Genomic DNA, 22,236 nt, shown 5'->3' on the forward strand with positions numbered 1-22,236 from the left:
AAAAAGAAAGGAGGAACATGAAATGCCAAAAGTAGCACTTTATAGTATCGATGGTAGCCAAGTTGGCGAAATCGAATTGAGCGATTCCGTATTCGGTATCGAACCTAATGCTAGTGTGCTCCACGATGCAGTTGTTATGCAACGCGCTTCCCTTCGTCTGGGTACTCACAAAGTTAAAGGACGTTCTGAAGTTCGCGGTGGTGGACGCAAACCTTGGAAACAAAAAGGAACTGGACGTGCCCGTCAGGGTTCTATCCGTTCTCCACAATGGAAAGGCGGCGGCGTAGTATTCGGACCGACTCCGCGTAGCTATGCTTTCAAACTGCCTAAAAAAGTTCGTCGTCTGGCGATCAAATCGGCTCTGTCTTCCAAAGTAATTGCTAACGAAATCATCGTTCTGGATGCTCTGACTCTGAACACTCCAAAAACGAAAGAATTCTTAGCGATTCTGAACAACCTGAAAGTAGACCGTAAAGCACTGATCGTTGCTCCGGAATACGACAACAATGTTGCTCTGTCCGCTCGTAACATCCCAGGCGTTAAATTTGTTGCAGCTGATGGTGTGAATGTTCTCGACGTGCTCGTTCACGACAAACTGATTCTGACTAAGGATGCAGTTCAGAAGGTACAGGAGGTGTTCGCGTAATGAAGGATCCTCGTGATATCATTAAGCGTCCGGTAATTACTGAGCGCACTGCTGAGTATATGAGCGAATTGAAATATGCTTTCGAAGTAGACATTCGTTCTAACAAAACCGAAATCAAAAAGGCAATTGAAGAAATCTTCAAAGTGAAAGTGTCGAAAGTTAACACTCTTCGCATGCCTGCTAAACCAAAACGCTATGGTCGTTACAATGGCTATACTTCCGAATGGAAAAAAGCGATCGTAACATTGACTTCCGATAGCAAACCGCTAGAGTTTTTTGAATCTGTAGAGTAAGGAGGGACAACCTGTGCCTATTAAAAAGTACAAACCGACATCGCCGGCTCGTCGTAATATGAGTGTTTCTACATTCGAAGAGATTACAACGAATCAACCGGAGAAAACGTTGCTGGCTCCGCTTTTCAAAAAAGCTGGTCGCAATAACCAAGGTAAAATTACAGTTCGTCACCACGGCGGCGGACACAAACGTAAATACCGTATCATCGACTTCAAACGTAACAAAGATGGAATACCAGGTCGCGTTGCTACAATCGAGTACGACCCGAACCGTACTTCCAACATCGCGCTGCTGCACTATGCAGATGGTGAAAAACGTTATATCATCGCTCCAAAAGGCCTGAAAGTTGGAGATCAAGTATTCTCCGGCGCGGACGCTGATATCAAAATCGGTAACTCCCTTCCACTGGAAAACATTCCGGTTGGTACAGTTATCCACAACATCGAATTGAAACCAGGTAAAGGTGGTCAGCTGGTACGTGCAGCTGGTACGGAAGCCCAATTGCTTGGTAAAGAAGAAAAATACGTGTCTATCCGCCTGTCTTCCGGTGAAGTACGTCGTGTACTGAAAGTATGCCGCGCTACAATCGGTTCCGTAGGTAACGAAGATCACGAATTGATCAAAATCGGTAAAGCTGGTCGTAACCGCTGGTTGGGCAAACGTCCACAAGTTCGAGGCGTAGTTATGAACCCGAATGATCACCCACACGGTGGTGGTGAAGGTAAAGCTCCTATCGGTCGTAAATCTCCAATGTCGCCTTGGGGTAAACCAACTCTGGGTTACAAAACTCGTAAAAAAGGTAAAGCTTCCGATCAATACATCATTCGTCGCCGCACGAAGTAATAATCTTTGTGCGTGACTGATGTAACGGATTGACGAACAGTGAAGGGAGGATTCAATATATGAGCCGCAGTCTTAAAAAAGGTCCTTTCGTGGATGGATATCTGCTGAAAAAAGTAGAAGTTCTGGATGCCGACAGCAAAAAGGCAGTGATCAAAACATGGTCCCGTCGTTCTACAATTTTCCCACAATTCATCGGACATACATTTGCAGTCTATGATGGCCGCAAGCACGTGCCTGTATACGTAACGGAAGATATGGTTGGACACAAACTCGGTGAGTTTGCACCAACACGTACGTACAAAGGTCACACTGACGATGACAGAAAAACAAGACGTTAATATAGAGTAGTAACAGTAAGAGAGGAGGTCACGCAATGCAAGCGAAAGCACATGCAAAGTTTGTACGCATCGCTCCGCGCAAAGTTCAACTGGTTGTTGATCTGATCCGCGGTAAGCAAGTTGGTGAAGCGATCGCAATTCTGCGTCATACACCAAAATCTGCGTCTCCGGTAGTTGAGAAACTGCTCAACTCCGCAATCGCTAATGCTGAGTTCATCAGCTCCGAGAAGAACGAGTCTATGGATGTGAACAACCTGTTCATTTCCGAAGCTTACGTAAACCAAGGTCCTACTCTGAAACGCTTCCGTCCCCGTGCGATGGGTCGCGCTAGTAAGATCAACAAACGTACAAGCCACATTTCTTTGGTGGTAACTGAAAAATAAAAGGAGGGAAAACGTGTGGGCCAAAAAGTAAATCCCATCGGATTGCGCGTAGGTATTATCCGTGACTGGGAATCTAAATGGTACGCTGGTAAAGATTTTGGCGATCTTCTTCTGGAAGACGTTAAGATTCGTGAATACCTGAAGAAAAAACTGAAAGAGTCCGCTGTCTCCCGTATCGAAATCGAGAGAGCGGCTAATCGTGTGAACGTAACAATCCACACTGCGAAACCAGGTATGGTTATCGGACGCGGTGGTTCTGAAGTTGAAGTACTTCGTAACGAAGTTACTAAAATTGCAGGCGGTAAAAAAGTTCACATCAACATTTCCGAAATCAAAAACCAAGAGCTGGATGCAATTCTCGTTGCAGAAAGCATTGCACAACAACTGGAACGTCGTGTTTCTTTCCGTCGTGCTCTGAAACAATCGATTCAAAGAACTATGCGCTCTGGCGCTAAAGGTATTAAAACAGCCGTTAGCGGACGTCTTGGCGGTGCTGAAATCGCCCGTTCCGAAGGTTATAGCGAAGGAACTGTTCCACTGCATACACTTCGTGCTGATATCGATTATGGTACAGCTGAAGCTCATACAACTTACGGCCGCATCGGCGTAAAAGTATGGATCTATCGTGGCGAGGTTCTTCCTACGGCTAAGAAACAAGCTGCTCAGGAAGGAGGCAACTAATCATGTTGGTACCTAAACGTGTAAAACACCGTAAACAGCATCGTCCAGGTATGAAAGGACGCGCTAAAGGCGGTACTGAACTGAACTTCGGCGAATTCGGTCTGCAGTCTCTCGAGCCTGCTTGGATCACGAACCGTCAAATCGAAGCTGCCCGTATTGCTATGACTCGTTATATCAAACGTGGTGGTAAAGTATGGATCAAGATTTTCCCGGACAAACCAATCACTCAAAAGCCTCTTGAGGTTCGTATGGGTAGTGGTAAAGGTAACGTTGAGAAATGGGTTGCCATCGTAAAACCAGGAAAAATTATGTTTGAACTTGCTGGCGTATCTGAAGAAATCGCTCGCGAAGCGATGCGTCTGGCTTCTCATAAACTGCCAGTTAAAACTAAGTTTGTGAAACGTGAAGAATTGGGTGGTGAAGCAAATGAAGGCTAATGAATTGCGCAACCTTACCACTGCTGAAATCGAGCAAAAGATTGCTGGTTTTAAAGAGGAACTCTTTAACCTGCGCTTTCAACTTGCTACCGGTCAATTGGATAACCCTACTCGTATTAGCGCTGTTCGCAAGCAAATTGCACGTGCTAAAACAGTAGTACGTGAAAGAGAACTCGGAATTACTTCATAATCCAATATTTGACGGACTGTTGATGCCCGTCAGCAAGGGAGGAGGCACACTATGAGCGAACGCAATGCCCGTAAAGTACAGGTAGGTAAAGTTGTCAGTGATAAAATGGACAAAACTATCGTTGTTGCTGTAGAAACTTACAAAAAACACGATCTGTACCACAAACGTATCAAGTACACTAAGAAATTCAAAGCTCATGATGAAAACAACACTGCGAAAATCGGTGATATCGTTAAAATCATGGAAACTCGTCCACTGTCGAAAGACAAAAACTGGAGACTCGTGGAAGTAGTAGAAGAAGCAATCATCATTTGATGATTACGATAAGCTGCCCGGAAGGAGGAACTAACAATGATTCAACCATTTACACGTTTGGCTGTAGCCGATAACTCTGGCGCAAAAGAACTGATGTGTATCCGCGTACTCGGTGGTACTGGACGTCGTACAGCTGCAATCGGTGATACTATCGTTTGTTCTGTAAAACAAGCAACACCAGGCGGCGTTGTCAAAAAAGGTGATGTAGTGAAAGCAGTAGTTGTTCGCACGAAGAGCTCTGTACGTCGTAAAGACGGTTCTTACATCGCATTTGATGAGAATGCAGCAGTGGTAATCAAAGACGATAAAGGCCCTCGTGGTACTCGTATCTTTGGACCAGTTGCTCGTGAACTGCGTGACCGTGATTACATGAAAATCGTTTCCCTGGCTCCGGAAGTCATCTAAACGATATCGATATAAGGCTCTGTGCCTGAGTGAGTTATAGGAGGTGTACAGAAATGGCTAAAGTGAAAAAAGTTTTGGAATCCCACAACAACAAGCTGCACGTTAAAAAGGATGACACTGTTATCGTAATCAGCGGTAAAGACAAAGGTAAAAAAGGTCGCATCATCGCTGCTTACCCTCGTGAAAACCGCGTGCTGGTTGAAGGTGTGAACATGATTACTAAACACCAAAAACCGTCTCAGCTGAACCCGCAAGGCGGACGCATCGAGCAAGAAGCGCCTATTCACGTGTCTAACGTAATGCACGTTGATCCTAAGGACGGAAAGAAAGTAACCCGCGTTGGTTACAAAACATTGGACAACGGCAAAAAAGTTCGTGTAGCTAAACGCTCCGGCGATACTATCGATTAATAATTTTCCTTAAAGAAAGGAGGACTTTCCAGAATGGCTTCAAGAATGAAAGATATGTACCTGAATGAAATCGTGCCAGCCCTGACTACTAAGTTCAACTACAGTACAGTAATGCAAGTACCAAAAGTTGAAAAAATCGTAATCAATATGGGTGTTGGTGAAGCAGTATCGAACTCCAAAGTATTGGATTCCGCTGTTAGCGAACTGCAAATGATCGCTGGTCAAAAACCAGTAATCACTCGCGCAAAAAAATCCATCGCTGGATTTAAATTGCGTGAAGGTATGCCTATCGGTGTTAAAGTAACACTGCGTGGCGATCGTATGTACTACTTCCTGGACAAACTGGTTAACATCACACTGCCTCGCGTACGTGACTTCCGTGGTGTTTCTTCCAAAGCGTTTGACGGTCGTGGTAACTACACACTGGGTCTGAAAGAGCAGCTGATCTTCCCGGAGATCGAGTACGATAAAGTTGATAAAGTACGTGGTATGGATATCGTTATCGTAACAACTGCAAAAACAGACGAAGAATCTCGCGAACTGCTGACTCAACTGGGAATGCCTTTCGTAAAATAAGATGTGAAATGTACGGGGTTCTAATATAAGCCCCTTTTTCTCCGAAAATATTTAGGAGGTGTCAGGCGAAGTGGCTAAAACTTCAATGAAAGTAAAACAACAACGTACTCCGAAGTTCAAAGTGCGTGCATATACTCGTTGCGAACGTTGTGGTCGTCCACATTCCGTATTGCAAAAGTTTAAAATCTGCCGTATTTGCTTCCGTGAATTGGCGTACAAAGGCCAGATTCCTGGCGTGAAAAAAGCAAGCTGGTAAACCATTGATTAACAGGAAGGAGGTTCACACACATGTCTATGTCAGATCCAATTGCTGATATGCTTACACGTATTCGTAACGCCAACACTGTGCGTCACGAAACGGTTGAAGTTCCAGCTTCCAAAATGAAAAAGCAAATCGCTGATATCCTGAAACGTGAAGGTTTCATCCGTGATGCTGAAGTCATTGAGGATAACAAACAAGGAATTATCCGTATTTTCCTGAAATACGGTCAAAATAACGAACGCGTAATTACTGGTCTGAAACGTATCAGTAAACCAGGACTTCGTGTTTACACAAAGAGCAACGAGGTTCCTCGTGTTCTTGGTGGACTCGGAATCGCGATCATCTCTACTTCCAACGGAGTAGTAACTGATAAAGAAGCTCGTCAAGCGAAAAGCGGCGGCGAAGTCGTTTGTTACGTTTGGTAATTAACGTCATAAAATAAGGAGGTGCAATGCAATGTCCCGTATTGGTCGTAAACCAATTGAAGTACCAAGTGGTGTAGAGGTAACTCTGAACAACACTACTCTGACAGTAAAAGGTCCGAAAGGATCCCTGTCTCGCGAACTTCACAAAGATATGAAAGTAGTCGTTGAAGGTAACGTGATCACGATTGAGCGTCCTTCTGACAACAAACTGCATCGTTCCCTGCACGGAACTACACGCAGCGTAGTAAGCAACATGGTTAGCGGAGTAACTACTGGTTTCTCCAAAGCCCTGGAACTGGTTGGTGTCGGTTACCGCGCAAGCAAATCCGGCGAGAAAATCGTTCTGAACGTTGGTTACTCTCACCCGGTAGAAATCACACCGGAAGCTGGTATCGAATTTGATGTTCCTTCGAACACTCGTATCGTAGTTAACGGTATCGACAAAGAGCGCGTAGGCGCTTATGCTGCGAAAATCCGTTCCGTACGTGAACCAGAACCTTATAAAGGTAAAGGTATCAAATACGAAGGCGAACGCATTCTGCGTAAAGAAGGTAAAGCTGGTAAGAAGAAATAAGCTAGGGGATAATGGCTCATTACCCCAAGCAGCTTAACCTCAAGCTAGCTTATGTATAATGAAGGGAGTGAAATATACAGTCATGATTACTAAAGCTGATAAAAATAAAGCTCGTCTGAAAAGACATCTGCGTGTTCGTAAGAACATCACTGGTACTTCTGAGCGTCCACGTTTGAACGTGTTCCGTTCCGATAAGCACATCTATGCTCAACTGATCGATGACGTGGCAGGCGTAACTCTGGTTTCTGCTTCCACTGTTGATAAAGAAGTTGGCGAGATTGCTAACGGTGGTAGCGTAGAAGCTGCTGCAAAAGTTGGCGAACTGATCGCTAAACGTGCAAAAGAAAAAGGACACGAAGCTGTAGTATTCGATCGCGGTGGCTACTTGTATCACGGACGGATTCAAGCCCTGGCGGATGCTGCTCGTGAAGCGGGTCTTCAATTCTAAACCATTGCAAAAAGGAGGTAAACGACTTGCGTATTGATCCAAACACTTTGGAACTGACTGAAAGAGTAGTTCATATCAACCGTGTTGCTAAAGTAGTTAAGGGCGGACGCCGTTTCAGCTTTAGCGCGCTGGTAGTAGTAGGCGACGGTAAAGGCTGGGTTGGTGCTGGTCTGGGTAAAGCTGGCGAAGTACCTGATGCGATCCGTAAAGGTATCGAAGATGCCAAGAAAAACCTGATCCACGTTCCACTCGTAGGAACAACTATTCCTCACCTGGTAAACGGTAAATTCGGTGCAGGCCGCGTAATGCTGAAACCAGCATCCGAAGGTACTGGTGTTATCGCTGGTGGTCCAGTTCGTGCCGTTCTGGAACTTGCTGGTGTAGGTGACATTTTGACAAAATCCCTGGGTTCTTCGAATTCCATGAACATGGTTAACGCTACACTGGAAGGCTTGTCTCGCCTGAAACGTGCCGAAGACGTAGCTAAACTGCGTGGAAAAACAATCGAAGAGCTGCTCGGTTAAGGAGGGAATCTCATGGCTAAATTGGAAATTACCCTCGTACGTAGCGTGATCGGTCGTCCAGAAACACAACGTGTTACTGTGAAAACATTGGGTCTGCGTAAGCTGCACCAATCGGTCGTTCAAGAAGATAACGCTGCAATCCGTGGCATGGTTAACCAGGTAAAACACTTGGTATCTGTAAAAGAAATTCAAGGCTAATTGATCGAAAGATTAGCCTATTATCAATAAGGAGGTGCAACGAACGATGAAATTGCATGAGCTTTCACCAGCTCCTGGTTCCCGCAAAGAACGCAAACGCGTAGGTCGTGGTACTAGTAGCGGTACAGGTAAAACATCGGGTCGTGGTCACAAAGGACAAAACTCCCGTTCTGGCGGCGGTGTTCGTCCAGGATTTGAAGGCGGACAAAACCCATTGTATCGTCGTTTGCCGAAACGTGGATTTGTTAACCCTACCCGTAAAGAGTATGCTCTGGTAAACGTAGCTGAGCTGAACAGTCTGGCTGCTGATACTGAAGTGACTCCGGCATTCTTGGTTGAGCAAGGTATTGTAAAAAATACGAAAAGCGGAATCAAGATCCTGGGTAACGGTGATCTGACTGTAAAACTGAATGTAAAAGCGAATAAGTTCTCTCAATCTGCGGTAGAGAAGATCGAGGCTGCCGGCGGTAAAACCGAGGTGATCTAATGTTCAAGACCCTGAAGAATATATGGCGGGTGGAAGACCTTAGAAATCGGATCATTTTTACTTTGCTGGTGCTGATTGTCTACCGTATCGGTTCGTTCGTACCAGTACCTGGAGTAAATACGGAAGTTTTCACTGCTGTAAATAACCAGGGCCAAGAATTGTTCGGTCTTCTAAACACCTTTTCCGGTGGTGCATTGTCTCGTTTCTCGATCTTTGCCCTCGGAATTATGCCGTATATCACCGCGTCCATTATCGTGCAGTTGCTGTCGATGGACGTTATTCCGAAGTTTGCGGAATGGGCAAAACAAGGGGAACACGGTAAAAAGAAACTGGCACAGGTCACCCGTTATGGTACAATCATTTTGGGTCTGATCCAGGCTTTTGGTACGTCTATCGGTTTTAACCGTTTATACAATACAGAGATGATTCCAGGCGCAACGTTCTGGAGTTATGCTCTGATTGCTATTGTATTGACTGCCGGTACATCATTCTTGATGTGGTTGGGTGAGCAAATCACCGAAAAAGGGATTGGTAACGGGATCTCGATTATCATCTTCGCAGGTATCGTTGCGGCTATTCCGCAGCATATCCGCGATATGGTTCAATCGGACTTTCTCGCTCAGGGCCAGACGTTCATGAATGTGATTAAGCTGGTTGTTGTTGTTCTCGTCGTGATTTTGATCGTAGTGGGCGTTATCTTTATCCAACAGGGTATTCGTAAAATTCCAGTACAATATGCAAAACGCGTAGTAGGCAACAAAATGTATGGCGGTCAGAATACACATATCCCACTGAAGATCAATTCGGCTGGTGTTATCCCTGTAATCTTCGCTGTATCCCTGCTTCAATTCCCGATCATTATTGCAAGCTTCTGGTCCACACACGGCTGGGCAAAATGGATTACCGCAAATCTGTGGTATGACAAACCGCTTGGTATGGTCCTGTATGTAGTAATGATTATAGGCTTTACTTTCTTCTATACATTTGTGCAAATGAATCCTACGCAAATGGCGGATAATATGAAGAAGAACGGTGGTTATATTCCGGGCGTACGTCCAGGTAAACCTACGGCAACGTATCTGACGAAAGTTATGACGCGTCTGACGATGACAGGTTCCCTGTTCCTTGCGATCATCTCGGTACTGCCGGTATTCCTCGGGGCAATCTCCGGTTTGCCGAAATCGGTTCAAATCGGTGGTACATCGCTTCTTATCGTAATCGGTGTTGCACTGGATACGATGAAAACGATCGAAAGCCAACTTATTAAACGTCATTACAAAGGTTTTATCAATAAATAGACGGCAGGTTCCGGCTGAATGGGTGATCCCGTTCTAACCGGCACCTTTCCGTGCTGTTCTTGCAAAAGTCGTTTTGGGGGGAGTGATGTAGCGTGAATATCCTATTCATTGGACCTCCGGGAGCAGGAAAAGGAACACAAGCTGCAGTAATCGTAAAGGAACTCGGCATTCCTCATATTTCAACAGGCGATGCTTTTCGTCTGGCGATCAAACAGGAAACTCCAATCGGAGTAAAAGCCAAGTCCTATATTGATCAAGGCTTGCTTGTACCGGATGATGTAACAAACGGAATCGTGGAGGAGCGACTCGCTCAACCCGATTGCGAAAAAGGTTTTTTGCTTGACGGTTATCCAAGAACGCTGGCTCAGGCTGAAGCGCTCGACAAAATGCTGGCAGCAATGAACCGCAAGCTGGACCACGTAATCAATTTGAAAGTAGACCGCGACAAGCTGCTCGTTCGTATTACCGGACGACGCATTTGTAGAACATGCGGCGCTACCTATCATATTGTTTTCAATCCGCCAAAACAGGAAGGCATCTGCGACCTGGATGGTGGTGAACTCTACCAAAGACCGGATGACAACGAGGAAAGCGTAGCAACGCGTCTTGATGAGTATGGTAACAAGACTGCACCGCTGCTGTCGTACTACGGTGATCAGGATTTGGTAAGAGACATTGATGGCGAACAGGGCATTGACCAGGTATCATCCGATATTGTGTCACTGCTTCGGGGTTAAGCAAAATGATCATTTGCAAATCCGAAACAGAACTTGGCTTTATGCGGGAAGCAGGGCGTATCGTCGCTGAAACCCATGCTCTAATCAAGCAGCACATTGAGCCAGGCATTACCACGCAAGAGCTCGATATGATTGCGGATCGTTACATTCGCAGCCAGGACGCCTTGCCGTCATTCAAAGGATACAATGGTTTTCCAGCCAGTATTTGTGCTTCGGTGAACGAAGAACTCGTTCATGGATTCCCAAGCAAACGCAAACTGCAAGAGGGCGACATTGTTACTTTTGATATTGGAGCCCAGTATCAAGGGTATCATGGTGATTCGGCATGGACATATCCGGTCGGACAGATTTCCGACGAAGCTAAGCGTCTTCTGGAAGTAACAGAGGGAGCTTTATTTGCGGGTCTGGAGCTGGTGAAGCCGGATGTTCGTCTGTTTACAATATCGCATGCGATACAGCGTTTTATCGAAGATGCCGGTATGTCTGTCGTACGAGAGTACGTAGGTCACGGTATTGGAACCAAATTGCATGAAGATCCAAAGATTCCGAATTACGGAATTGCAGATCGGGGTCCTCGTCTCAAGCCAGGCATGGTCCTTGCAATCGAGCCGATGGTGAACGCTGGCGGACGGCATGTTAAAACGTTGGAAGACAAATGGACCGTAGTTACGGTTGATGGCTCGCTGTGTGCCCATTTTGAACATACGGTTGGGGTAACACCGGACGGTATGGAGATTTTCACAAAACTTAATGCGTAGGTGATTTTGTTGAAAACAGGAACATCCCCGCAGGTCGGTCAAATTGTGAGAGTTTCAAAAGGTAAGGGAGCTGGCCAGCCTGCTGTAATCATTGGGATTTTCGATGAGAAATTTGTTTATATCGCCGACGGACACAAACGTAAGTTTGACCAGCCGAAGAAGAAGAGTATTCTTCATCTGGAGCTGATGCCGGTGATCAGCAGCGAAGTAGTAAACAGTTTGCAAGAAAGCGGACGGGTCACAAATGGAAAGCTGCGTCATGCAGTTGCCAAGTTTGTCGAATCTGCCGAAAACAATACGGTTTAAGGAGGAACTCATTGTGGCTAAAGAAGATGTAATTGAGGTAGAAGGCGTGGTTCTTGAACCATTGCCGAATGCAACGTTCAAAGTGGAACTGGAGAATGGTCATCAGATTCTCGCTCATGTTTCCGGTAAGCTACGGATGCACTTTATCCGTATTCTGACTGGAGATAAGGTGGTAGTTCAACTGTCGCCTTACGATTTGACAAAAGGTCGTATAACTTATCGTAAATAGAACACAAATGCATAAAAGTGTGCTATAATAGATACTTATGTGGACTCATTTGTGCTGCAGATAAAATGCTGACGAAATAAGTTTTACAACCGTAAAGCTTAAGGAGGTAATTAACATGAAGGTAAGACCTTCTGTAAAGCCCATCTGCGAAAAATGCAAAGTCATTCGCCGCAAAGGGAATGTAATGGTTATTTGTGAAAACCCGAAACACAAACAAAAGCAAGGTTAATTAATCGAGGAGGTGTAGCGTAATGGCACGTATATCTGGTGTGGATTTACCACGTGATAAGCGCGTTGAGATCGCCTTGACATATATTTTCGGAATCGGTAAAACGACTTCTCAGAAAATTCTGAGTGAAACAGGTATTGACCTGAACACTCGTGTCCGCGATCTGACTGAAGATGAAGTAGGAAAACTGCGTGAAGCAATTGAAGGTAAAAAAGTAGAAGGTGATCTTCGTCGTGAGATCTCTTTGAACATTAAACGTTTGATCGAAATCGGATGCTACCGTGGTGTTCGTCACCGTCGTGGTCTGCCGGTTCGTGGACAACGTACCAAAACAAATGCTCGTACACGTAAGGGTCCTCGTCGCACAGTAGCGAACAAGAAGAAGTAAGGGAGGTTAATGATCAATGGCTAAAGCGAAAAAAGTCGTACGTACAAAACGTCGCGACCGTAAAAATATCGAATCTGGCGTGGCACACATCCGTTCCACGTTTAACAATACAATCGTTACTATTACGGATCCTCACGGCAACGCTATTTCCTGGGCAAGCTCCGGCGGTCTTGGATTCAGAGGTTCCCGTAAATCCACTCCATTCGCAGCACAACTGGCAGCTGAAACTGCAGCAAAAGCAGCTATGGAGCACGGCATGAAAGCTGTTGAAGTTATGGTTAAGGGTCCTGGCGCAGGCCGCGAAGCAGCGATTCGTTCTCTGCAAGCAGCTGGTCTGGAAGTTAACATGATCAAAGATGTAACTCCAATCCCGCATAACGGATGCCGTCCGCCAAAACGTCGTCGCGTATAATCGAAGCATGTCTCTGCTAGTGTGGTGAGCCTCCCGGAAGAAGCTTCGAGCTTACCGGGAACTACTGCATGTCTAATGAATAAAGTTTTAGCGACAGTTTCACTGAAGCGACGTTTTGAAGGAGGGATATTGCAGTGATAGAAATCGAAAAGCCGAAAATTGAGACCGTAGATGTAAATGATGAAGGAACCTATGGCAAGTTCATCGTAGAACCTCTCGAACGTGGTTACGGCATAACACTTGGCAACTCACTTCGTCGGATTTTGCTTTCCTCTCTTCCGGGAGCGGCAGTAACATCCGTTCAAATCGATGGTGTATTGCACGAGTTCTCAACGGTTCAAGGCGTAATGGAAGACGTTACCGAGATCATTTTGAACCTCAAGGCCCTCTCGCTGAAAATCCACTCTGATGAAGAAAAATTGTTGGAGATTGACGCAGATGGAGAAGGAGTAGTCACTGCAGGAGATATCCGTGCAGACAGCGATGTTGAAATCCTTAACCCGGATCTTCATATTGCGACTCTTGCTCCAGGTTCGAGACTCCACATGCGTATTTTTGCAAACCGTGGTCGCGGTTATGTATCGGCAGATAAAAACAAACGTGCGGATCAACCAATCGGTGTGATTCCAATCGATTCGATTTATACTCCGATCTCCCGTGTTAACTATGGCATCGAAAATACACGTGTTGGTCAAGTAACGAACTATGACCGGTTAACTATTGAAATTTGGACAGATGGCAGCATCCGTCCTGAAGAAGCAGTTAGTCTGGGCGCCAAAATTTTGAGCGAGCACCTGATGCTGTTCGTCGGTCTGACTGACGAAGCAAAAGATGCTGAAATTATGGTCGAAAAAGAGGAAGATAAAAAAGAGAAAGTGCTTGAGATGACGATTGAAGAGCTCGATCTCTCTGTACGTTCTTACAACTGCTTGAAACGTGCCGGCATCAACACGGTGCAGGAACTGACTACAAAATCCGAAGACGATATGATGAAGGTCCGCAACCTGGGACGCAAATCTCTCGAAGAAGTTCAAGAGAAGTTGCAGGAACTCGGTCTTGGTCTTCGTCAGGAAGAATAGTCACTTAATCATTGATGAAGGAGGGAATACAAAATGGCATACCAAAAATTGGGTCGTAACTCCAGCGCTCGTAAAGCACTGTTCCGCGATCTGGTAACTGACCTGTTCTTATATGAGCGTATTCAAACGACTGAAGCAAAAGCGAAAGAACTTCGTTCTATCGCTGAAAAGCTGATCACCCTGTCCAAACGTGGAGATCTGCATGCTCGTCGTCAGGTAGCTTCTTATGTTCGTCGTGAAACTCTGAACGGTGAACAAGATGCAATCCAAAAATTGTTTGCTGAGCTGGCTCCTCGTTATGCAGAGCGTCCAGGTGGATACACTCGTATCCTGAAACTGGGACCTCGTCGTGGCGACGCTGCTCCTATGGTTTATCTGGAACTGGTAGACCGCGCGTAACATGCAGATAAAGAAGGGTGGACAGGGTCTCGTGATTCTGACAAAGCCCTTTTTTTCTCTGTCTGAATAAGGTTGTGTTGAACAACACAAAGGAGGGGGCTCCAACCTGGAGCTCCCTCACTTTGTATGTAGATATAAAAGGTGATGACCATGCGGAATCTATGTATGACCGTCAATTATGACGGAACTCGATATAACGGCTTTCAGACGCAACCTGACGGTAATACCGTTCAGGATCATCTGGAAAAGGCAATTGCCTCTATGATTGGGGAACGTCCCAAAATTCACGGTTCTGGGCGTACAGATGCCGGCGTACACGCTGTAGGTCAGGTATTTAACTTTCAAACCGAGTCACCGATTCCGGCAGATCGTTGGCCACTCGCTCTCAATGGGCGTTTGCCGCGTGATATTATCGTAACGGGTGCGCGTGAAGTGTCATTGGAATTCCATTCCCGTCGCTCTGCTAAGCGTAAGACGTACCGATATACAATCAATGCCAATCAGTACCCGGATGTGTTTTTGCGTCATATGCAGTTGCATCATCCCGGTAAGCTGAATGTCGGTCATATGGAGGAGGCGTTCCGGCATTTTGTAGGAACGTATGACTTTACGACTTTTGCTTCGCGTTATTCGCAAAAGCAAAGTCATGTTCGTACCGTGCTGGAAACCAGACTGGAGATCGATTTGTCGCAAACCCGCGAGCATACAAGGGACCAGGGCATTTTACACTTTTATATTACTGGCACTGGTTTTTTGCAGCATATGGTGCGGATCATTATGGGGACGCTCATTCAGGTCGGAGAAGGCAAATACAGACCGGAGGATATTCCGGGCATGATTGCTGCCTGCGACCGTAGTGCAGCGGGTCCTACAGCGGTCAGCAAAGCGCTAACGATGTGGGGCGTGCAGTATGATGAGATTGATTTTGGAGAACCTGAAGCCTGAAACAAATTCGGCAAAAAAAGTATCTAAAAACAATAAATAATACTTGCTTAACGCGCAACCATGCTGTAAAATCAAAGTTGTGTTTTCTTACGGCTCTCCCACAGCCCCGGTAAGAATTCACATGACCAAAGCTACAACCAACTGAATTTCAACATTGTATGACTGTGTATTAATAACACAACCAATAAAGAACGATCATATATGAAAATGCATATTTTCAAAACAGACTAAGGAGGAACTTCTCATGCGTACAACTTATATCGCGAAGCCAAGTGAAGTAGAACGCCAGTGGTATATTATTGATGCTGAAGGCAAAACACTGGGCCGCCTGGCAAGTGAAGTTGCAGCACTGATCCGTGGTAAACACAAACCATCTTTCACCCCTCATGTGGACGGCGGCGATTTCGTTATCGTAATCAATTCCGAAAAAATCCACCTGACAGGTAAAAAACTGCAGGACAAAAAATACTACCGTCATTCTATGCACCCAGGTGGTCTGAAAGTAACGACTGCTCAGGAAATGATCAACAACAAACCTGAACGTGTAATCGAAGCTGCTGTACACGGCATGCTGCCAAAAACTCGTCAAGGTAACGCAATGAAACTGCGTCTGAAAGCTTACGCTGGCGCAGAACATCCACATGCAGCACAAAAACCAGAAGTTTACGAACTTCGCGGATAATTAAAAGGAGGACAGTTTCATGGCTAAAGTACAATACTATGGGACAGGTCGTCGTAAACATTCGGTAGCACGTGTTCGCCTTGTACCGGGTGAAGGACGCATTGTCATCAACAAACGTGAGATTGACGAATATTTCGGTCTGGAAACACTCAAACTGATCGTTAAACAACCACTGAACCTGACAGAAACTCTGGGTAGCTACGATGTAATCGTAATCGCTGAAGGCGGCGGTATCTCCGGTCAAGCCGGCGCGATCCGTCACGGTATCTCCCGTGCCCTGCTGAAAGCAGATCCAGAACTTCGCGGTTCCCTGAAAAAAGCTGGATTCCTGACTCGTGACCCACGTATGAAAGAACGTAAAAAATACGGTCTTAAAGCGGCTCGTCGCGCACCTCAGTTCTCCAAACGTTAATATTTACTTTATCAACGATTGCAACCCTCTGGTCCTATCGATCAGGGGGTTGTTTTTATTTTGTGGATTATTTGGAATCCAGCTCTGCTTACATATTGCTATATAAATAGATAGAAGCAACACGTTGCAATGCAAAAACTTATCCCCATAACAACTTCTCCGCTTCGTTTGACAAGCCATTCATCCACAGGATATTCTCCCTTTTAAGATAAATTAATCATAAAAGGTATGATTGTCTGGGTATAAAGGGGATAACTCTGTGAGTATGTGAATGAAGTTTATGAAAGTTACAGAAGTAAATAGAGTTATCAACAGCTTTTTCACAATCATTCTCAAAATCATTTGTAAAATATTTTAATTTCCTCTTGAATTACAGCTCCGCCACTTTTATAATATACATATAATTCTTAGTAGTTTAGTCGGTTTTAGCCGCTGATATATGATCAGCATGATCCAATCTTTTTTCTATGCCATTGTTTTCTATACCATTGTTTAGGAGTTAGATGTATAACCTTTTAAGCTTTAGCGATGCTAATAACCAAGGTCCGATTAATAGTGGAATAGTCACCTAGAGCGAGGTTCATTTTTATTTATGCACTTAAAACCAGTTTGGAAAAAAGAAACTACATTTCAGTGATGGGGGAAATCACATGAATCTCTTGGAAAAAGAAGAACTTGCCAAAATCAAAGCCGAAGAATTAGAACACGCTTCTGCGGAGCAAGTCATCCGCTGGGCAGTTGATAATTTTGATAGTCTTACCTTTGCTTGCAGCTTTGGTGCAGAGGATGTTGTTATTGTTGATATGCTGCAAACGATCAGCCCTTCGACAGATATTTTCTATCTGGACACCGACTTTCATTTTCAAGAAACCTATGAGACGCGCGATCGGATGGTTGAGCGTTATGGAATGAACTTTGTACGCGTTGCACCTAAGCTTACGCCTGAAGAGCAGGCAGCCCAGCACGGTGACGCACTCTGGACGGTAGATCCGAACGCATGCTGCAATATCCGCAAAGTGGAACCGCTGACTCGCATCCTCTCACAATACGATGCTTGGATTACTGGTATCCGCCGCGATCAGGCGCCTACACGTGCGAATGCGAAGAAGATTGAGTACGACTACAAATTTGGTTTGATGAAGTTTAATCCGATTGCAGATTGGACGTCAGAGGACGTATGGAAATATATCCGCGATAATGACATCATTTATAATCCACTACATGACCGCCATTATCCAAGTATCGGCTGCGAATATTGCACACGTCAGGTTATGCCAGGCGAAGATCCACGTGCAGGACGCTGGTCGGGCAACGACAAAACAGAATGCGGGCTTCATAAATAATGCACACCTTATCCATTCAACTTACAAAGGGGCGACCTCAATGACGGCAATTGTACCGCATGGCGGCAAACTGGTTCAGCGTATTGTAGAAGGCGAAGAACGTGAACAACTGCTAGAGCAAGCAAAGCAATGGAAGCAAATCCAAATTAACAATTGGACGGTATCCGATCTTGATCTCATCGGAGTAGGTGCATTTTCTCCATTAGAGGGCTTTCTAGAAGAAGCTGATTATCATTCTGTTGTAAATGATATGCGTTTGGCAAATGGTCTTGTATGGAGTATTCCTATTACGCTGGCATTGGATGAAAGCATTACCTCCCAGCTACAAATCGGTGAAAAGGTTGCTCTAGTAGGCGAGAGTGATCAAGTAGTATATGGAGTGCTGGAAGTACGCAGTATCTATAGCGTAGATCAGCAACAGGAGGCAGTTCGTATTTTCAAAACGGATGATCCTGAACATCCAGGTGTACAAAAGCTATTCAGTCGTCCATCCACCTATGTAGGCGGTCCGATTCAAGTACTAAATCGCCCTCAGCCAGAGAAGTTCGGCGAATTCTATTTTGACCCTGCTCAAACTCGTAAGATTTTTGCCGATAAAGGCTGGAAAACAGTCGTAGGCTTCCAAACGCGTAATCCTGTTCACCGTGCGCATGAATATATTCAGAAGAGCGCGATGGAAATTGTAGATGCTCTGTTCTTGAACCCCTTAGTTGGTGAAACCAAATCCGACGATGTACCAGCGAACGTACGCATGCGCAGCTATCTTGTACTGCTGGAAAACTATTACCCAGCAGATCGTACCTTCCTTGGTGTATTTCCAGCAGCTATGCGCTATGCTGGACCACGTGAAGCGATTTTCCATGCGATGGTGCGTAAAAACTACGGTTGCACACATTTCATCGTTGGTCGCGATCACGCCGGTGTAGGCGATTATTATGGCACCTATGAAGCGCAGGAGATCTTCAGCAACTTTACAGCAGAGGAATTGGACATCACGCCATTGTTTTTTGAGCACAGCTTCTTTTGCACCAAATGCGGAAACATGGCGTCTAGCAAAACTTGCCCTCATCCCAAAGAACAACATCTTACCTTATCTGGAACTAAAGTACGTGGTCTGCTGCGTGAGGGCAAATGCCCACCGCCGGAATTCACTCGTCCAGAAGTAGCGGAGATCTTGATTGAAGGCATGGCGGAACATGTGACTTCCTAATCCTCAACCATATAGTCTGTTATACAACAACCCTTTATACGAATAGTGAGACTGTCACGAACGACAGAAACTCATCATTCGTGTATAGGGTTTTTTCGTATAGACCCCTGTGCAACTCATTCGCTACGCAACCGCATACAGTGCTATAATGATAACAACTATGGGTTTGTAATCAGTACGTATGCATTCATCCATTAAATTCATCGTATAAGGAGTGCGCTATTATGCTATCAAGAGACTATGTTCTGGAACTGTTAAGTAAAGTGAAAGACCCGCAATATGAATTCCCACTCCTGGAAATGCAATTGATCCGCGATGTAATGGTAAAAGATACACGTATTTCCCTCACTGTAGTATGTGTAGAGCTTGGTCAGGAGTACAAGGAATCAGTAGAGCAGGAGATTCGTCAGGCGTTAAAAATTGTGGAGCCAATCGACGTTCATATTCGCTTCAGAGAGCCATCTGAGCGTGAGATGGATGCCATACGTCAACTGCTGTCTCCAGATGAACAACGCGAGCCTACGGCAGAAGAGATCGAGCAGAAGGGCCATGCAGCTGGATTGGAGAATCTCCCGATCATTCATCCTGAGTCTGGTGTACGATTCATCGCAGTCGCAAGCGGCAAAGGTGGCGTGGGTAAATCCACCGTTACGGTCAATCTAGCCACTTCGTTGGCACGTCTCGGCAAAAAGGTCGGACTGATTGATGCAGACATCTATGGGTTTAGCGTACCGGATATGATGGGCATTGAAGAATACCCACAGGTTGACGAAGGTCGTATCCAACCGGTCGAGCGTTTTGGAGTTAAGGTCATGTCAATGGGCTTCTTCATTCGCGAAAATAATCCAGTGATCTGGCGCGGTCCGATGCTGGGACGGATGCTGCGTCAATTTTTCGCGGATGTTGATTGGGGCGATCTGGACTATATGTTACTTGATCTGCCGCCAGGTACGGGAGATGTAGCGCTGGATGTTCATCAGATGCTGCCACAAAGTCGTGAGATTTTGGTTACCACTCCACATGCAACTGCATCCTTTGTAGCTGCACGAGCGGGTGCGATGGCAATTCAGACAAATCACGAAATTATCGGTGTCGTAGAGAACATGGCATACTACCAAGCGCGTGATGGGCAAAAAGATTATGTATTTGGTCGCGGCGGCGGTGGCATGCTTGCTGAAAATCTGCATACTGATCTGTTGGCACAAATCCCACTGGGCGCCCCAGATAATCTAGCAACCGATCCAGAGTTCTCACCATCCGTATATGCGGAAGAAACAGAGATCGGACAAATGTACCTTGAACTAGCAAACCGCGTTATGCAAAAGTTTGAGTAATGGACGTGGTTGAACGACAACGACTCAAGTAGAAAGAAATCGGTATTTGAGTATAGTGGGTACCGTATAACGATCACGATAAACAAGAACATCCGAATATATGTGTATAGAGACAGGGCGAAAAGCAGTTCCATTCCCTGTCTCTTGTTATAACTAGAGTACTATGCTGATGTATCGGCATATCTATTGGAACAAGTCACCATTTTAATCAATGTATCTTATCAAATGTATAGGGAGTGAAGACATGCTATCGTTTCGTACCTTTTGGCATGATTTGAAAAATAACTCTTCCATGCTCATTCTAGCAACGGTACTTTTTGTACTTGGGATGATCCTCGGCGTAATTATGGTTGAACCGCTAGGTGCTTATTTACAAAGCCAGCTGCAACAGCTGCGTGGAATCAGTCAACAATTGCAGTCGGGTAATCATGTAGAGCTAAACTACTTTTTATTTATCTTTTTCAATAATGCAATCAAAAGCATCTTTATTATCTTTCTAGGAATCTTCTTTGGTGTAATACCGGTAATCTTTCTCGTTATGAACGGTATGGTCATTGGTTACCTGCTGCATGTCTCTGCACTCCAAGGTGCTAATCTAGCGGAATTGATCTTCAAAGGGTTACTACCTCATGGGATTATTGAAATTCCGGCTATTCTGATTGCTTCCGCATATGGTTTGAAGTTTGGAAAGCTAATTCTGGACTCCATGACAACCTGGAATACACCAGGGAGAGAAAGACTTAAAAAGGAACGTCGTCATTTTCTTCGGTCTACTTTGCCTGCTTCACTATGGATCGTAATTATGCTGCTTGTCGCCGCGGTGATTGAAAGTACTATTACGTACTGGCTGATGCAGGCATAGATTGTAATCTCTTTTTCCAATGATGTGTTTACAAGCATACAAAATGAGGTTAAATCATCACTATCTGGGCTAGCCGGAAACCAGTACTACCACGGATAAGGAATAACCCTATCTATCCCGCGTATGGAATCGGTCGTCCATTCATAAGAACGCTATATCAAGTGAGGGTTAACTAGGGAGGATTTTGTATGCTTGGAATGCTATTGAATGAAAAAGAGTGTAAGGAAATGGCGTATGTGCTGCGAAAGGAACTGGACGAGATGTTGTTTGATCTTAGTGATCAACGACTAAACCAGGATATCCGACAAGCTATCGATAAACGCTACAAAACCATCTTCAAAATGTACGCACGTTTTGCCCCTCAAAAGGAGCTGGCTAAATACGTACGCAGTGCTCGTTATCCAGAAGCAAAAAACTGAGTGTATACAGTTGACGACGTTCACCATTTATGATAAATTTATTTTCGCACTAAACAACTTTTAGCGCCGGTAGTAAGGAGAGAACAAGCAACTCATCCTCTCCTAACTAATACGGGCTAAAGTGCGTTGAAAAAAGTGTTGACGATTTGAAACTCACATGATATATTATAAAAGTTGTCGCGAAGAGGCGGCGATGAAATGTAAGCTGTCATGAACTATCGAAAATCAAGCATTTTGGTCGCTAAACGGCTTGAAAAAAGTGCTTGACGAAAGAAAAACAACATGATAAGATATAAAAGTTGTTACGAAAGCTAACAACGAAGCGAAAGAGCTTGATCTTTGAAAACTGAACAACGAGTGAGTGAAGAACTTTGGTTCTTCAAAACAATAGAGAACAGCAATGTTCTCGCCAGCAAGAAATGAGCAAGTCAAACACTTTTATGGAGAGTTTGATCCTGGCTCAGGACGAACGCTGGCGGCGTGCCTAATACATGCAAGTCGAGCGGAGTCGATAAGAAGCTTGCTTCTTTGAGACTTAGCGGCGGACGGGTGAGTAACACGTAGGCAACCTGCCCTTTAGCCTGGGATAACTACCGGAAACGGTAGCTAATACCGGATACTTTCGTTGTCTGCATGGACGACGAACGAAAGACGGAGCAATCTGTCACTGAAGGATGGGCCTGCGGCGCATTAGCTAGTTGGTGGGGTAACGGCTCACCAAGGCGACGATGCGTAGCCGACCTGAGAGGGTGATCGGC

At 45.2% G+C, this 22,236-nt stretch carries 37 protein-coding genes and 1 rRNA gene; all 38 read left to right on the forward strand.

What is annotated here, in order from left to right:
* Positions 1–22: 22 nt before the first annotated feature.
* Complete coding sequence (gene rplD, locus ABXR35_RS22940) at positions 23–646, forward strand: 50S ribosomal protein L4 (RefSeq protein ID WP_367064395.1); 624 nt, start codon at positions 23–25, stop codon at positions 644–646.
* Positions 646–939, forward strand: a complete 294-nt coding sequence (gene rplW / locus ABXR35_RS22945) for a 50S ribosomal protein L23 (RefSeq protein ID WP_188777907.1) — start codon at positions 646–648, stop codon at positions 937–939. The genes rplD and rplW overlap by 1 nt, the downstream gene beginning before the upstream one ends.
* A 13-nt stretch (positions 940–952) precedes the next feature.
* The gene (rplB, locus tag ABXR35_RS22950) at positions 953–1,783 is read left to right on the forward strand and encodes a 50S ribosomal protein L2 (protein WP_367064396.1); all 831 of its coding nucleotides are present in this window, start codon (positions 953–955) and stop codon (positions 1,781–1,783) included.
* A 59-nt stretch (positions 1,784–1,842) separates the two neighbouring features.
* Entirely contained in the window at positions 1,843–2,121 is a 279-nt protein-coding gene (gene rpsS / locus ABXR35_RS22955; protein WP_188777901.1) for a 30S ribosomal protein S19, read from the forward strand.
* A gap of 35 nt (positions 2,122–2,156) precedes the next feature.
* On the forward strand, positions 2,157–2,504 hold the full coding sequence (gene rplV / locus ABXR35_RS22960; RefSeq protein WP_367064398.1) for a 50S ribosomal protein L22: 348 nt from the start codon (positions 2,157–2,159) through the stop codon (positions 2,502–2,504).
* Positions 2,505–2,519: 15 nt separating this feature from the next.
* The gene (gene rpsC, locus ABXR35_RS22965) at positions 2,520–3,185 is read left to right on the forward strand and encodes a 30S ribosomal protein S3 (protein WP_367064400.1); all 666 of its coding nucleotides are present in this window, start codon (positions 2,520–2,522) and stop codon (positions 3,183–3,185) included.
* Between the two features lie 2 nt (positions 3,186–3,187).
* The gene (rplP, locus tag ABXR35_RS22970) at positions 3,188–3,622 is read left to right on the forward strand and encodes a 50S ribosomal protein L16 (RefSeq protein ID WP_322907992.1); all 435 of its coding nucleotides are present in this window, start codon (positions 3,188–3,190) and stop codon (positions 3,620–3,622) included.
* Positions 3,612–3,812 (forward strand): 50S ribosomal protein L29, encoded by a 201-nt coding sequence (rpmC, locus tag ABXR35_RS22975; RefSeq protein WP_017815370.1) that lies wholly within the window; start codon positions 3,612–3,614, stop codon positions 3,810–3,812. The genes rplP and rpmC overlap by 11 nt, the downstream gene beginning before the upstream one ends.
* 51 nt (positions 3,813–3,863) lie before the next feature.
* The gene (gene rpsQ / locus ABXR35_RS22980; RefSeq protein WP_046213344.1) at positions 3,864–4,127 is read left to right on the forward strand and encodes a 30S ribosomal protein S17; all 264 of its coding nucleotides are present in this window, start codon (positions 3,864–3,866) and stop codon (positions 4,125–4,127) included.
* 36 nt (positions 4,128–4,163) lie between these two features.
* Entirely contained in the window at positions 4,164–4,532 is a 369-nt protein-coding gene (gene rplN / locus ABXR35_RS22985; protein WP_017815372.1) for a 50S ribosomal protein L14, read from the forward strand.
* Positions 4,533–4,585: 53 nt separating this feature from the next.
* On the forward strand, positions 4,586–4,942 hold the full coding sequence (gene rplX, locus ABXR35_RS22990) for a 50S ribosomal protein L24 (protein ID WP_229685996.1): 357 nt from the start codon (positions 4,586–4,588) through the stop codon (positions 4,940–4,942).
* Positions 4,943–4,975: 33 nt separating this feature from the next.
* Complete coding sequence (rplE, locus tag ABXR35_RS22995) at positions 4,976–5,518, forward strand: 50S ribosomal protein L5 (protein WP_367064401.1); 543 nt, start codon at positions 4,976–4,978, stop codon at positions 5,516–5,518.
* Positions 5,519–5,588: 70 nt separating this feature from the next.
* Entirely contained in the window at positions 5,589–5,774 is a 186-nt protein-coding gene (locus tag ABXR35_RS23000) for a type Z 30S ribosomal protein S14 (protein ID WP_013312154.1), read from the forward strand.
* 32 nt (positions 5,775–5,806) lie between these two features.
* Positions 5,807–6,205 carry a 30S ribosomal protein S8 gene (rpsH, locus tag ABXR35_RS23005; protein ID WP_367064402.1) on the forward strand — a complete coding sequence of 133 codons (399 nt, stop codon included), beginning with the start codon at positions 5,807–5,809 and terminating at the stop codon, positions 6,203–6,205.
* 31 nt (positions 6,206–6,236) lie between these two features.
* Positions 6,237–6,779 (forward strand): 50S ribosomal protein L6, encoded by a 543-nt coding sequence (rplF, locus tag ABXR35_RS23010; protein WP_367064403.1) that lies wholly within the window; start codon positions 6,237–6,239, stop codon positions 6,777–6,779.
* Positions 6,780–6,861: 82 nt separating this feature from the next.
* The gene (gene rplR / locus ABXR35_RS23015) at positions 6,862–7,227 is read left to right on the forward strand and encodes a 50S ribosomal protein L18 (RefSeq protein ID WP_367064404.1); all 366 of its coding nucleotides are present in this window, start codon (positions 6,862–6,864) and stop codon (positions 7,225–7,227) included.
* Positions 7,228–7,253: 26 nt separating this feature from the next.
* A complete protein-coding gene (gene rpsE, locus ABXR35_RS23020) occupies positions 7,254–7,751 on the forward strand; it encodes a 30S ribosomal protein S5 (protein WP_188777883.1) in 498 nt (165 codons plus the stop codon).
* 12 nt (positions 7,752–7,763) lie between these two features.
* Positions 7,764–7,949, forward strand: a complete 186-nt coding sequence (gene rpmD, locus ABXR35_RS23025; RefSeq protein ID WP_367064405.1) for a 50S ribosomal protein L30 — start codon at positions 7,764–7,766, stop codon at positions 7,947–7,949.
* Between the two features lie 46 nt (positions 7,950–7,995).
* A complete protein-coding gene (rplO, locus tag ABXR35_RS23030) occupies positions 7,996–8,436 on the forward strand; it encodes a 50S ribosomal protein L15 (protein WP_367064406.1) in 441 nt (146 codons plus the stop codon).
* Entirely contained in the window at positions 8,436–9,734 is a 1,299-nt protein-coding gene (gene secY, locus ABXR35_RS23035) for a preprotein translocase subunit SecY (RefSeq protein WP_367064407.1), read from the forward strand. The genes rplO and secY overlap by 1 nt, the downstream gene beginning before the upstream one ends.
* 92 nt (positions 9,735–9,826) lie before the next feature.
* On the forward strand, positions 9,827–10,471 hold the full coding sequence (locus ABXR35_RS23040; RefSeq protein WP_367064408.1) for an adenylate kinase: 645 nt from the start codon (positions 9,827–9,829) through the stop codon (positions 10,469–10,471).
* A 5-nt stretch (positions 10,472–10,476) separates the two neighbouring features.
* Complete coding sequence (map, locus tag ABXR35_RS23045) at positions 10,477–11,229, forward strand: type I methionyl aminopeptidase (protein WP_367064409.1); 753 nt, start codon at positions 10,477–10,479, stop codon at positions 11,227–11,229.
* 9 nt (positions 11,230–11,238) lie between these two features.
* Complete coding sequence (locus ABXR35_RS23050; protein WP_436669408.1) at positions 11,239–11,535, forward strand: hypothetical protein; 297 nt, start codon at positions 11,239–11,241, stop codon at positions 11,533–11,535.
* 13 nt (positions 11,536–11,548) lie between these two features.
* Positions 11,549–11,764, forward strand: a complete 216-nt coding sequence (gene infA / locus ABXR35_RS23055; protein ID WP_017815385.1) for a translation initiation factor IF-1 — start codon at positions 11,549–11,551, stop codon at positions 11,762–11,764.
* Between the two features lie 115 nt (positions 11,765–11,879).
* Positions 11,880–11,993 (forward strand): 50S ribosomal protein L36, encoded by a 114-nt coding sequence (gene rpmJ / locus ABXR35_RS23060; protein WP_003333770.1) that lies wholly within the window; start codon positions 11,880–11,882, stop codon positions 11,991–11,993.
* A gap of 22 nt (positions 11,994–12,015) precedes the next feature.
* The gene (gene rpsM / locus ABXR35_RS23065; protein WP_188777868.1) at positions 12,016–12,381 is read left to right on the forward strand and encodes a 30S ribosomal protein S13; all 366 of its coding nucleotides are present in this window, start codon (positions 12,016–12,018) and stop codon (positions 12,379–12,381) included.
* Between the two features lie 16 nt (positions 12,382–12,397).
* The gene (rpsK, locus tag ABXR35_RS23070) at positions 12,398–12,793 is read left to right on the forward strand and encodes a 30S ribosomal protein S11 (RefSeq protein WP_367064411.1); all 396 of its coding nucleotides are present in this window, start codon (positions 12,398–12,400) and stop codon (positions 12,791–12,793) included.
* 134 nt (positions 12,794–12,927) lie between these two features.
* Positions 12,928–13,872 (forward strand): DNA-directed RNA polymerase subunit alpha, encoded by a 945-nt coding sequence (locus tag ABXR35_RS23075; RefSeq protein ID WP_367064412.1) that lies wholly within the window; start codon positions 12,928–12,930, stop codon positions 13,870–13,872.
* A gap of 33 nt (positions 13,873–13,905) precedes the next feature.
* Positions 13,906–14,271, forward strand: a complete 366-nt coding sequence (gene rplQ, locus ABXR35_RS23080) for a 50S ribosomal protein L17 (protein ID WP_367064413.1) — start codon at positions 13,906–13,908, stop codon at positions 14,269–14,271.
* Positions 14,272–14,421: 150 nt separating this feature from the next.
* The gene (truA, locus tag ABXR35_RS23085; protein ID WP_367064414.1) at positions 14,422–15,216 is read left to right on the forward strand and encodes a tRNA pseudouridine(38-40) synthase TruA; all 795 of its coding nucleotides are present in this window, start codon (positions 14,422–14,424) and stop codon (positions 15,214–15,216) included.
* Positions 15,217–15,460: 244 nt separating this feature from the next.
* Positions 15,461–15,898 (forward strand): 50S ribosomal protein L13, encoded by a 438-nt coding sequence (gene rplM, locus ABXR35_RS23090; protein WP_367064415.1) that lies wholly within the window; start codon positions 15,461–15,463, stop codon positions 15,896–15,898.
* Positions 15,899–15,917: 19 nt separating this feature from the next.
* Positions 15,918–16,310 (forward strand): 30S ribosomal protein S9, encoded by a 393-nt coding sequence (gene rpsI, locus ABXR35_RS23095; RefSeq protein ID WP_367064416.1) that lies wholly within the window; start codon positions 15,918–15,920, stop codon positions 16,308–16,310.
* A 650-nt stretch (positions 16,311–16,960) separates the two neighbouring features.
* Positions 16,961–17,653, forward strand: coding sequence for a phosphoadenylyl-sulfate reductase (locus ABXR35_RS23100; protein WP_367064417.1), 693 nt, complete (start codon positions 16,961–16,963; stop codon positions 17,651–17,653).
* A 40-nt stretch (positions 17,654–17,693) separates the two neighbouring features.
* On the forward strand, positions 17,694–18,863 hold the full coding sequence (gene sat, locus ABXR35_RS23105; protein ID WP_367064418.1) for a sulfate adenylyltransferase: 1,170 nt from the start codon (positions 17,694–17,696) through the stop codon (positions 18,861–18,863).
* 224 nt (positions 18,864–19,087) lie between these two features.
* Positions 19,088–20,197, forward strand: coding sequence for an iron-sulfur carrier protein/transcriptional regulator SalA (locus ABXR35_RS23110; RefSeq protein ID WP_367064420.1), 1,110 nt, complete (start codon positions 19,088–19,090; stop codon positions 20,195–20,197).
* 244 nt (positions 20,198–20,441) lie between these two features.
* Positions 20,442–21,059 carry a stage II sporulation protein M gene (locus ABXR35_RS23115; protein WP_367064421.1) on the forward strand — a complete coding sequence of 206 codons (618 nt, stop codon included), beginning with the start codon at positions 20,442–20,444 and terminating at the stop codon, positions 21,057–21,059.
* Between the two features lie 188 nt (positions 21,060–21,247).
* On the forward strand, positions 21,248–21,478 hold the full coding sequence (locus tag ABXR35_RS23120; RefSeq protein WP_367064422.1) for a hypothetical protein: 231 nt from the start codon (positions 21,248–21,250) through the stop codon (positions 21,476–21,478).
* 437 nt (positions 21,479–21,915) lie between these two features.
* Positions 21,916–22,236: ribosomal RNA gene (locus ABXR35_RS23125) — 16S ribosomal RNA — on the forward strand; the annotation flags it as partial.

It is taken from the genome of Paenibacillus sp. JQZ6Y-1 (genome assembly GCF_040719145.1).
Classification (GTDB): domain Bacteria; phylum Bacillota; class Bacilli; order Paenibacillales; family Paenibacillaceae; genus Saccharibacillus; species Saccharibacillus kandeliae.

Bases quoted from the DNA above. Each gene is read 5' to 3' on its own strand.
- rplD (WP_367064395.1), top strand. From the start codon at position 23: ATGCCAAAAGTAGCACTTTATAGTATCGATGGTAGCCAAGTTGGCGAA.
- rplW (WP_188777907.1), top strand. From the start codon at position 646: ATGAAGGATCCTCGTGATATCATTAAGCGTCCGGTAATTACTGAGCGC.
- rpsS (WP_188777901.1), top strand. From the start codon at position 1,843: ATGAGCCGCAGTCTTAAAAAAGGTCCTTTCGTGGATGGATATCTGCTG.
- rplV (WP_367064398.1), top strand. From the start codon at position 2,157: ATGCAAGCGAAAGCACATGCAAAGTTTGTACGCATCGCTCCGCGCAAA.
- rplP (WP_322907992.1), top strand. From the start codon at position 3,188: ATGTTGGTACCTAAACGTGTAAAACACCGTAAACAGCATCGTCCAGGT.
- rpmC (WP_017815370.1), top strand. From the start codon at position 3,612: ATGAAGGCTAATGAATTGCGCAACCTTACCACTGCTGAAATCGAGCAA.
- rpsQ (WP_046213344.1), top strand. From the start codon at position 3,864: ATGAGCGAACGCAATGCCCGTAAAGTACAGGTAGGTAAAGTTGTCAGT.
- rplN (WP_017815372.1), top strand. From the start codon at position 4,164: ATGATTCAACCATTTACACGTTTGGCTGTAGCCGATAACTCTGGCGCA.
- rplX (WP_229685996.1), top strand. From the start codon at position 4,586: ATGGCTAAAGTGAAAAAAGTTTTGGAATCCCACAACAACAAGCTGCAC.
- rplE (WP_367064401.1), top strand. From the start codon at position 4,976: ATGGCTTCAAGAATGAAAGATATGTACCTGAATGAAATCGTGCCAGCC.
- rpsH (WP_367064402.1), top strand. From the start codon at position 5,807: ATGTCTATGTCAGATCCAATTGCTGATATGCTTACACGTATTCGTAAC.
- rplF (WP_367064403.1), top strand. From the start codon at position 6,237: ATGTCCCGTATTGGTCGTAAACCAATTGAAGTACCAAGTGGTGTAGAG.
- rplR (WP_367064404.1), top strand. From the start codon at position 6,862: ATGATTACTAAAGCTGATAAAAATAAAGCTCGTCTGAAAAGACATCTG.
- rpmD (WP_367064405.1), top strand. From the start codon at position 7,764: ATGGCTAAATTGGAAATTACCCTCGTACGTAGCGTGATCGGTCGTCCA.
- rplO (WP_367064406.1), top strand. From the start codon at position 7,996: ATGAAATTGCATGAGCTTTCACCAGCTCCTGGTTCCCGCAAAGAACGC.
- secY (WP_367064407.1), top strand. From the start codon at position 8,436: ATGTTCAAGACCCTGAAGAATATATGGCGGGTGGAAGACCTTAGAAAT.
- map (WP_367064409.1), top strand. From the start codon at position 10,477: ATGATCATTTGCAAATCCGAAACAGAACTTGGCTTTATGCGGGAAGCA.
- rpmJ (WP_003333770.1), top strand. From the start codon at position 11,880: ATGAAGGTAAGACCTTCTGTAAAGCCCATCTGCGAAAAATGCAAAGTC.
- rpsM (WP_188777868.1), top strand. From the start codon at position 12,016: ATGGCACGTATATCTGGTGTGGATTTACCACGTGATAAGCGCGTTGAG.
- rpsK (WP_367064411.1), top strand. From the start codon at position 12,398: ATGGCTAAAGCGAAAAAAGTCGTACGTACAAAACGTCGCGACCGTAAA.
- rplQ (WP_367064413.1), top strand. From the start codon at position 13,906: ATGGCATACCAAAAATTGGGTCGTAACTCCAGCGCTCGTAAAGCACTG.
- truA (WP_367064414.1), top strand. From the start codon at position 14,422: ATGCGGAATCTATGTATGACCGTCAATTATGACGGAACTCGATATAAC.
- rplM (WP_367064415.1), top strand. From the start codon at position 15,461: ATGCGTACAACTTATATCGCGAAGCCAAGTGAAGTAGAACGCCAGTGG.
- rpsI (WP_367064416.1), top strand. From the start codon at position 15,918: ATGGCTAAAGTACAATACTATGGGACAGGTCGTCGTAAACATTCGGTA.
- ABXR35_RS23100 (WP_367064417.1), top strand. From the start codon at position 16,961: ATGAATCTCTTGGAAAAAGAAGAACTTGCCAAAATCAAAGCCGAAGAA.
- sat (WP_367064418.1), top strand. From the start codon at position 17,694: ATGACGGCAATTGTACCGCATGGCGGCAAACTGGTTCAGCGTATTGTA.
- ABXR35_RS23110 (WP_367064420.1), top strand. From the start codon at position 19,088: ATGCTATCAAGAGACTATGTTCTGGAACTGTTAAGTAAAGTGAAAGAC.
- ABXR35_RS23115 (WP_367064421.1), top strand. From the start codon at position 20,442: ATGCTATCGTTTCGTACCTTTTGGCATGATTTGAAAAATAACTCTTCC.
- ABXR35_RS23120 (WP_367064422.1), top strand. From the start codon at position 21,248: ATGCTTGGAATGCTATTGAATGAAAAAGAGTGTAAGGAAATGGCGTAT.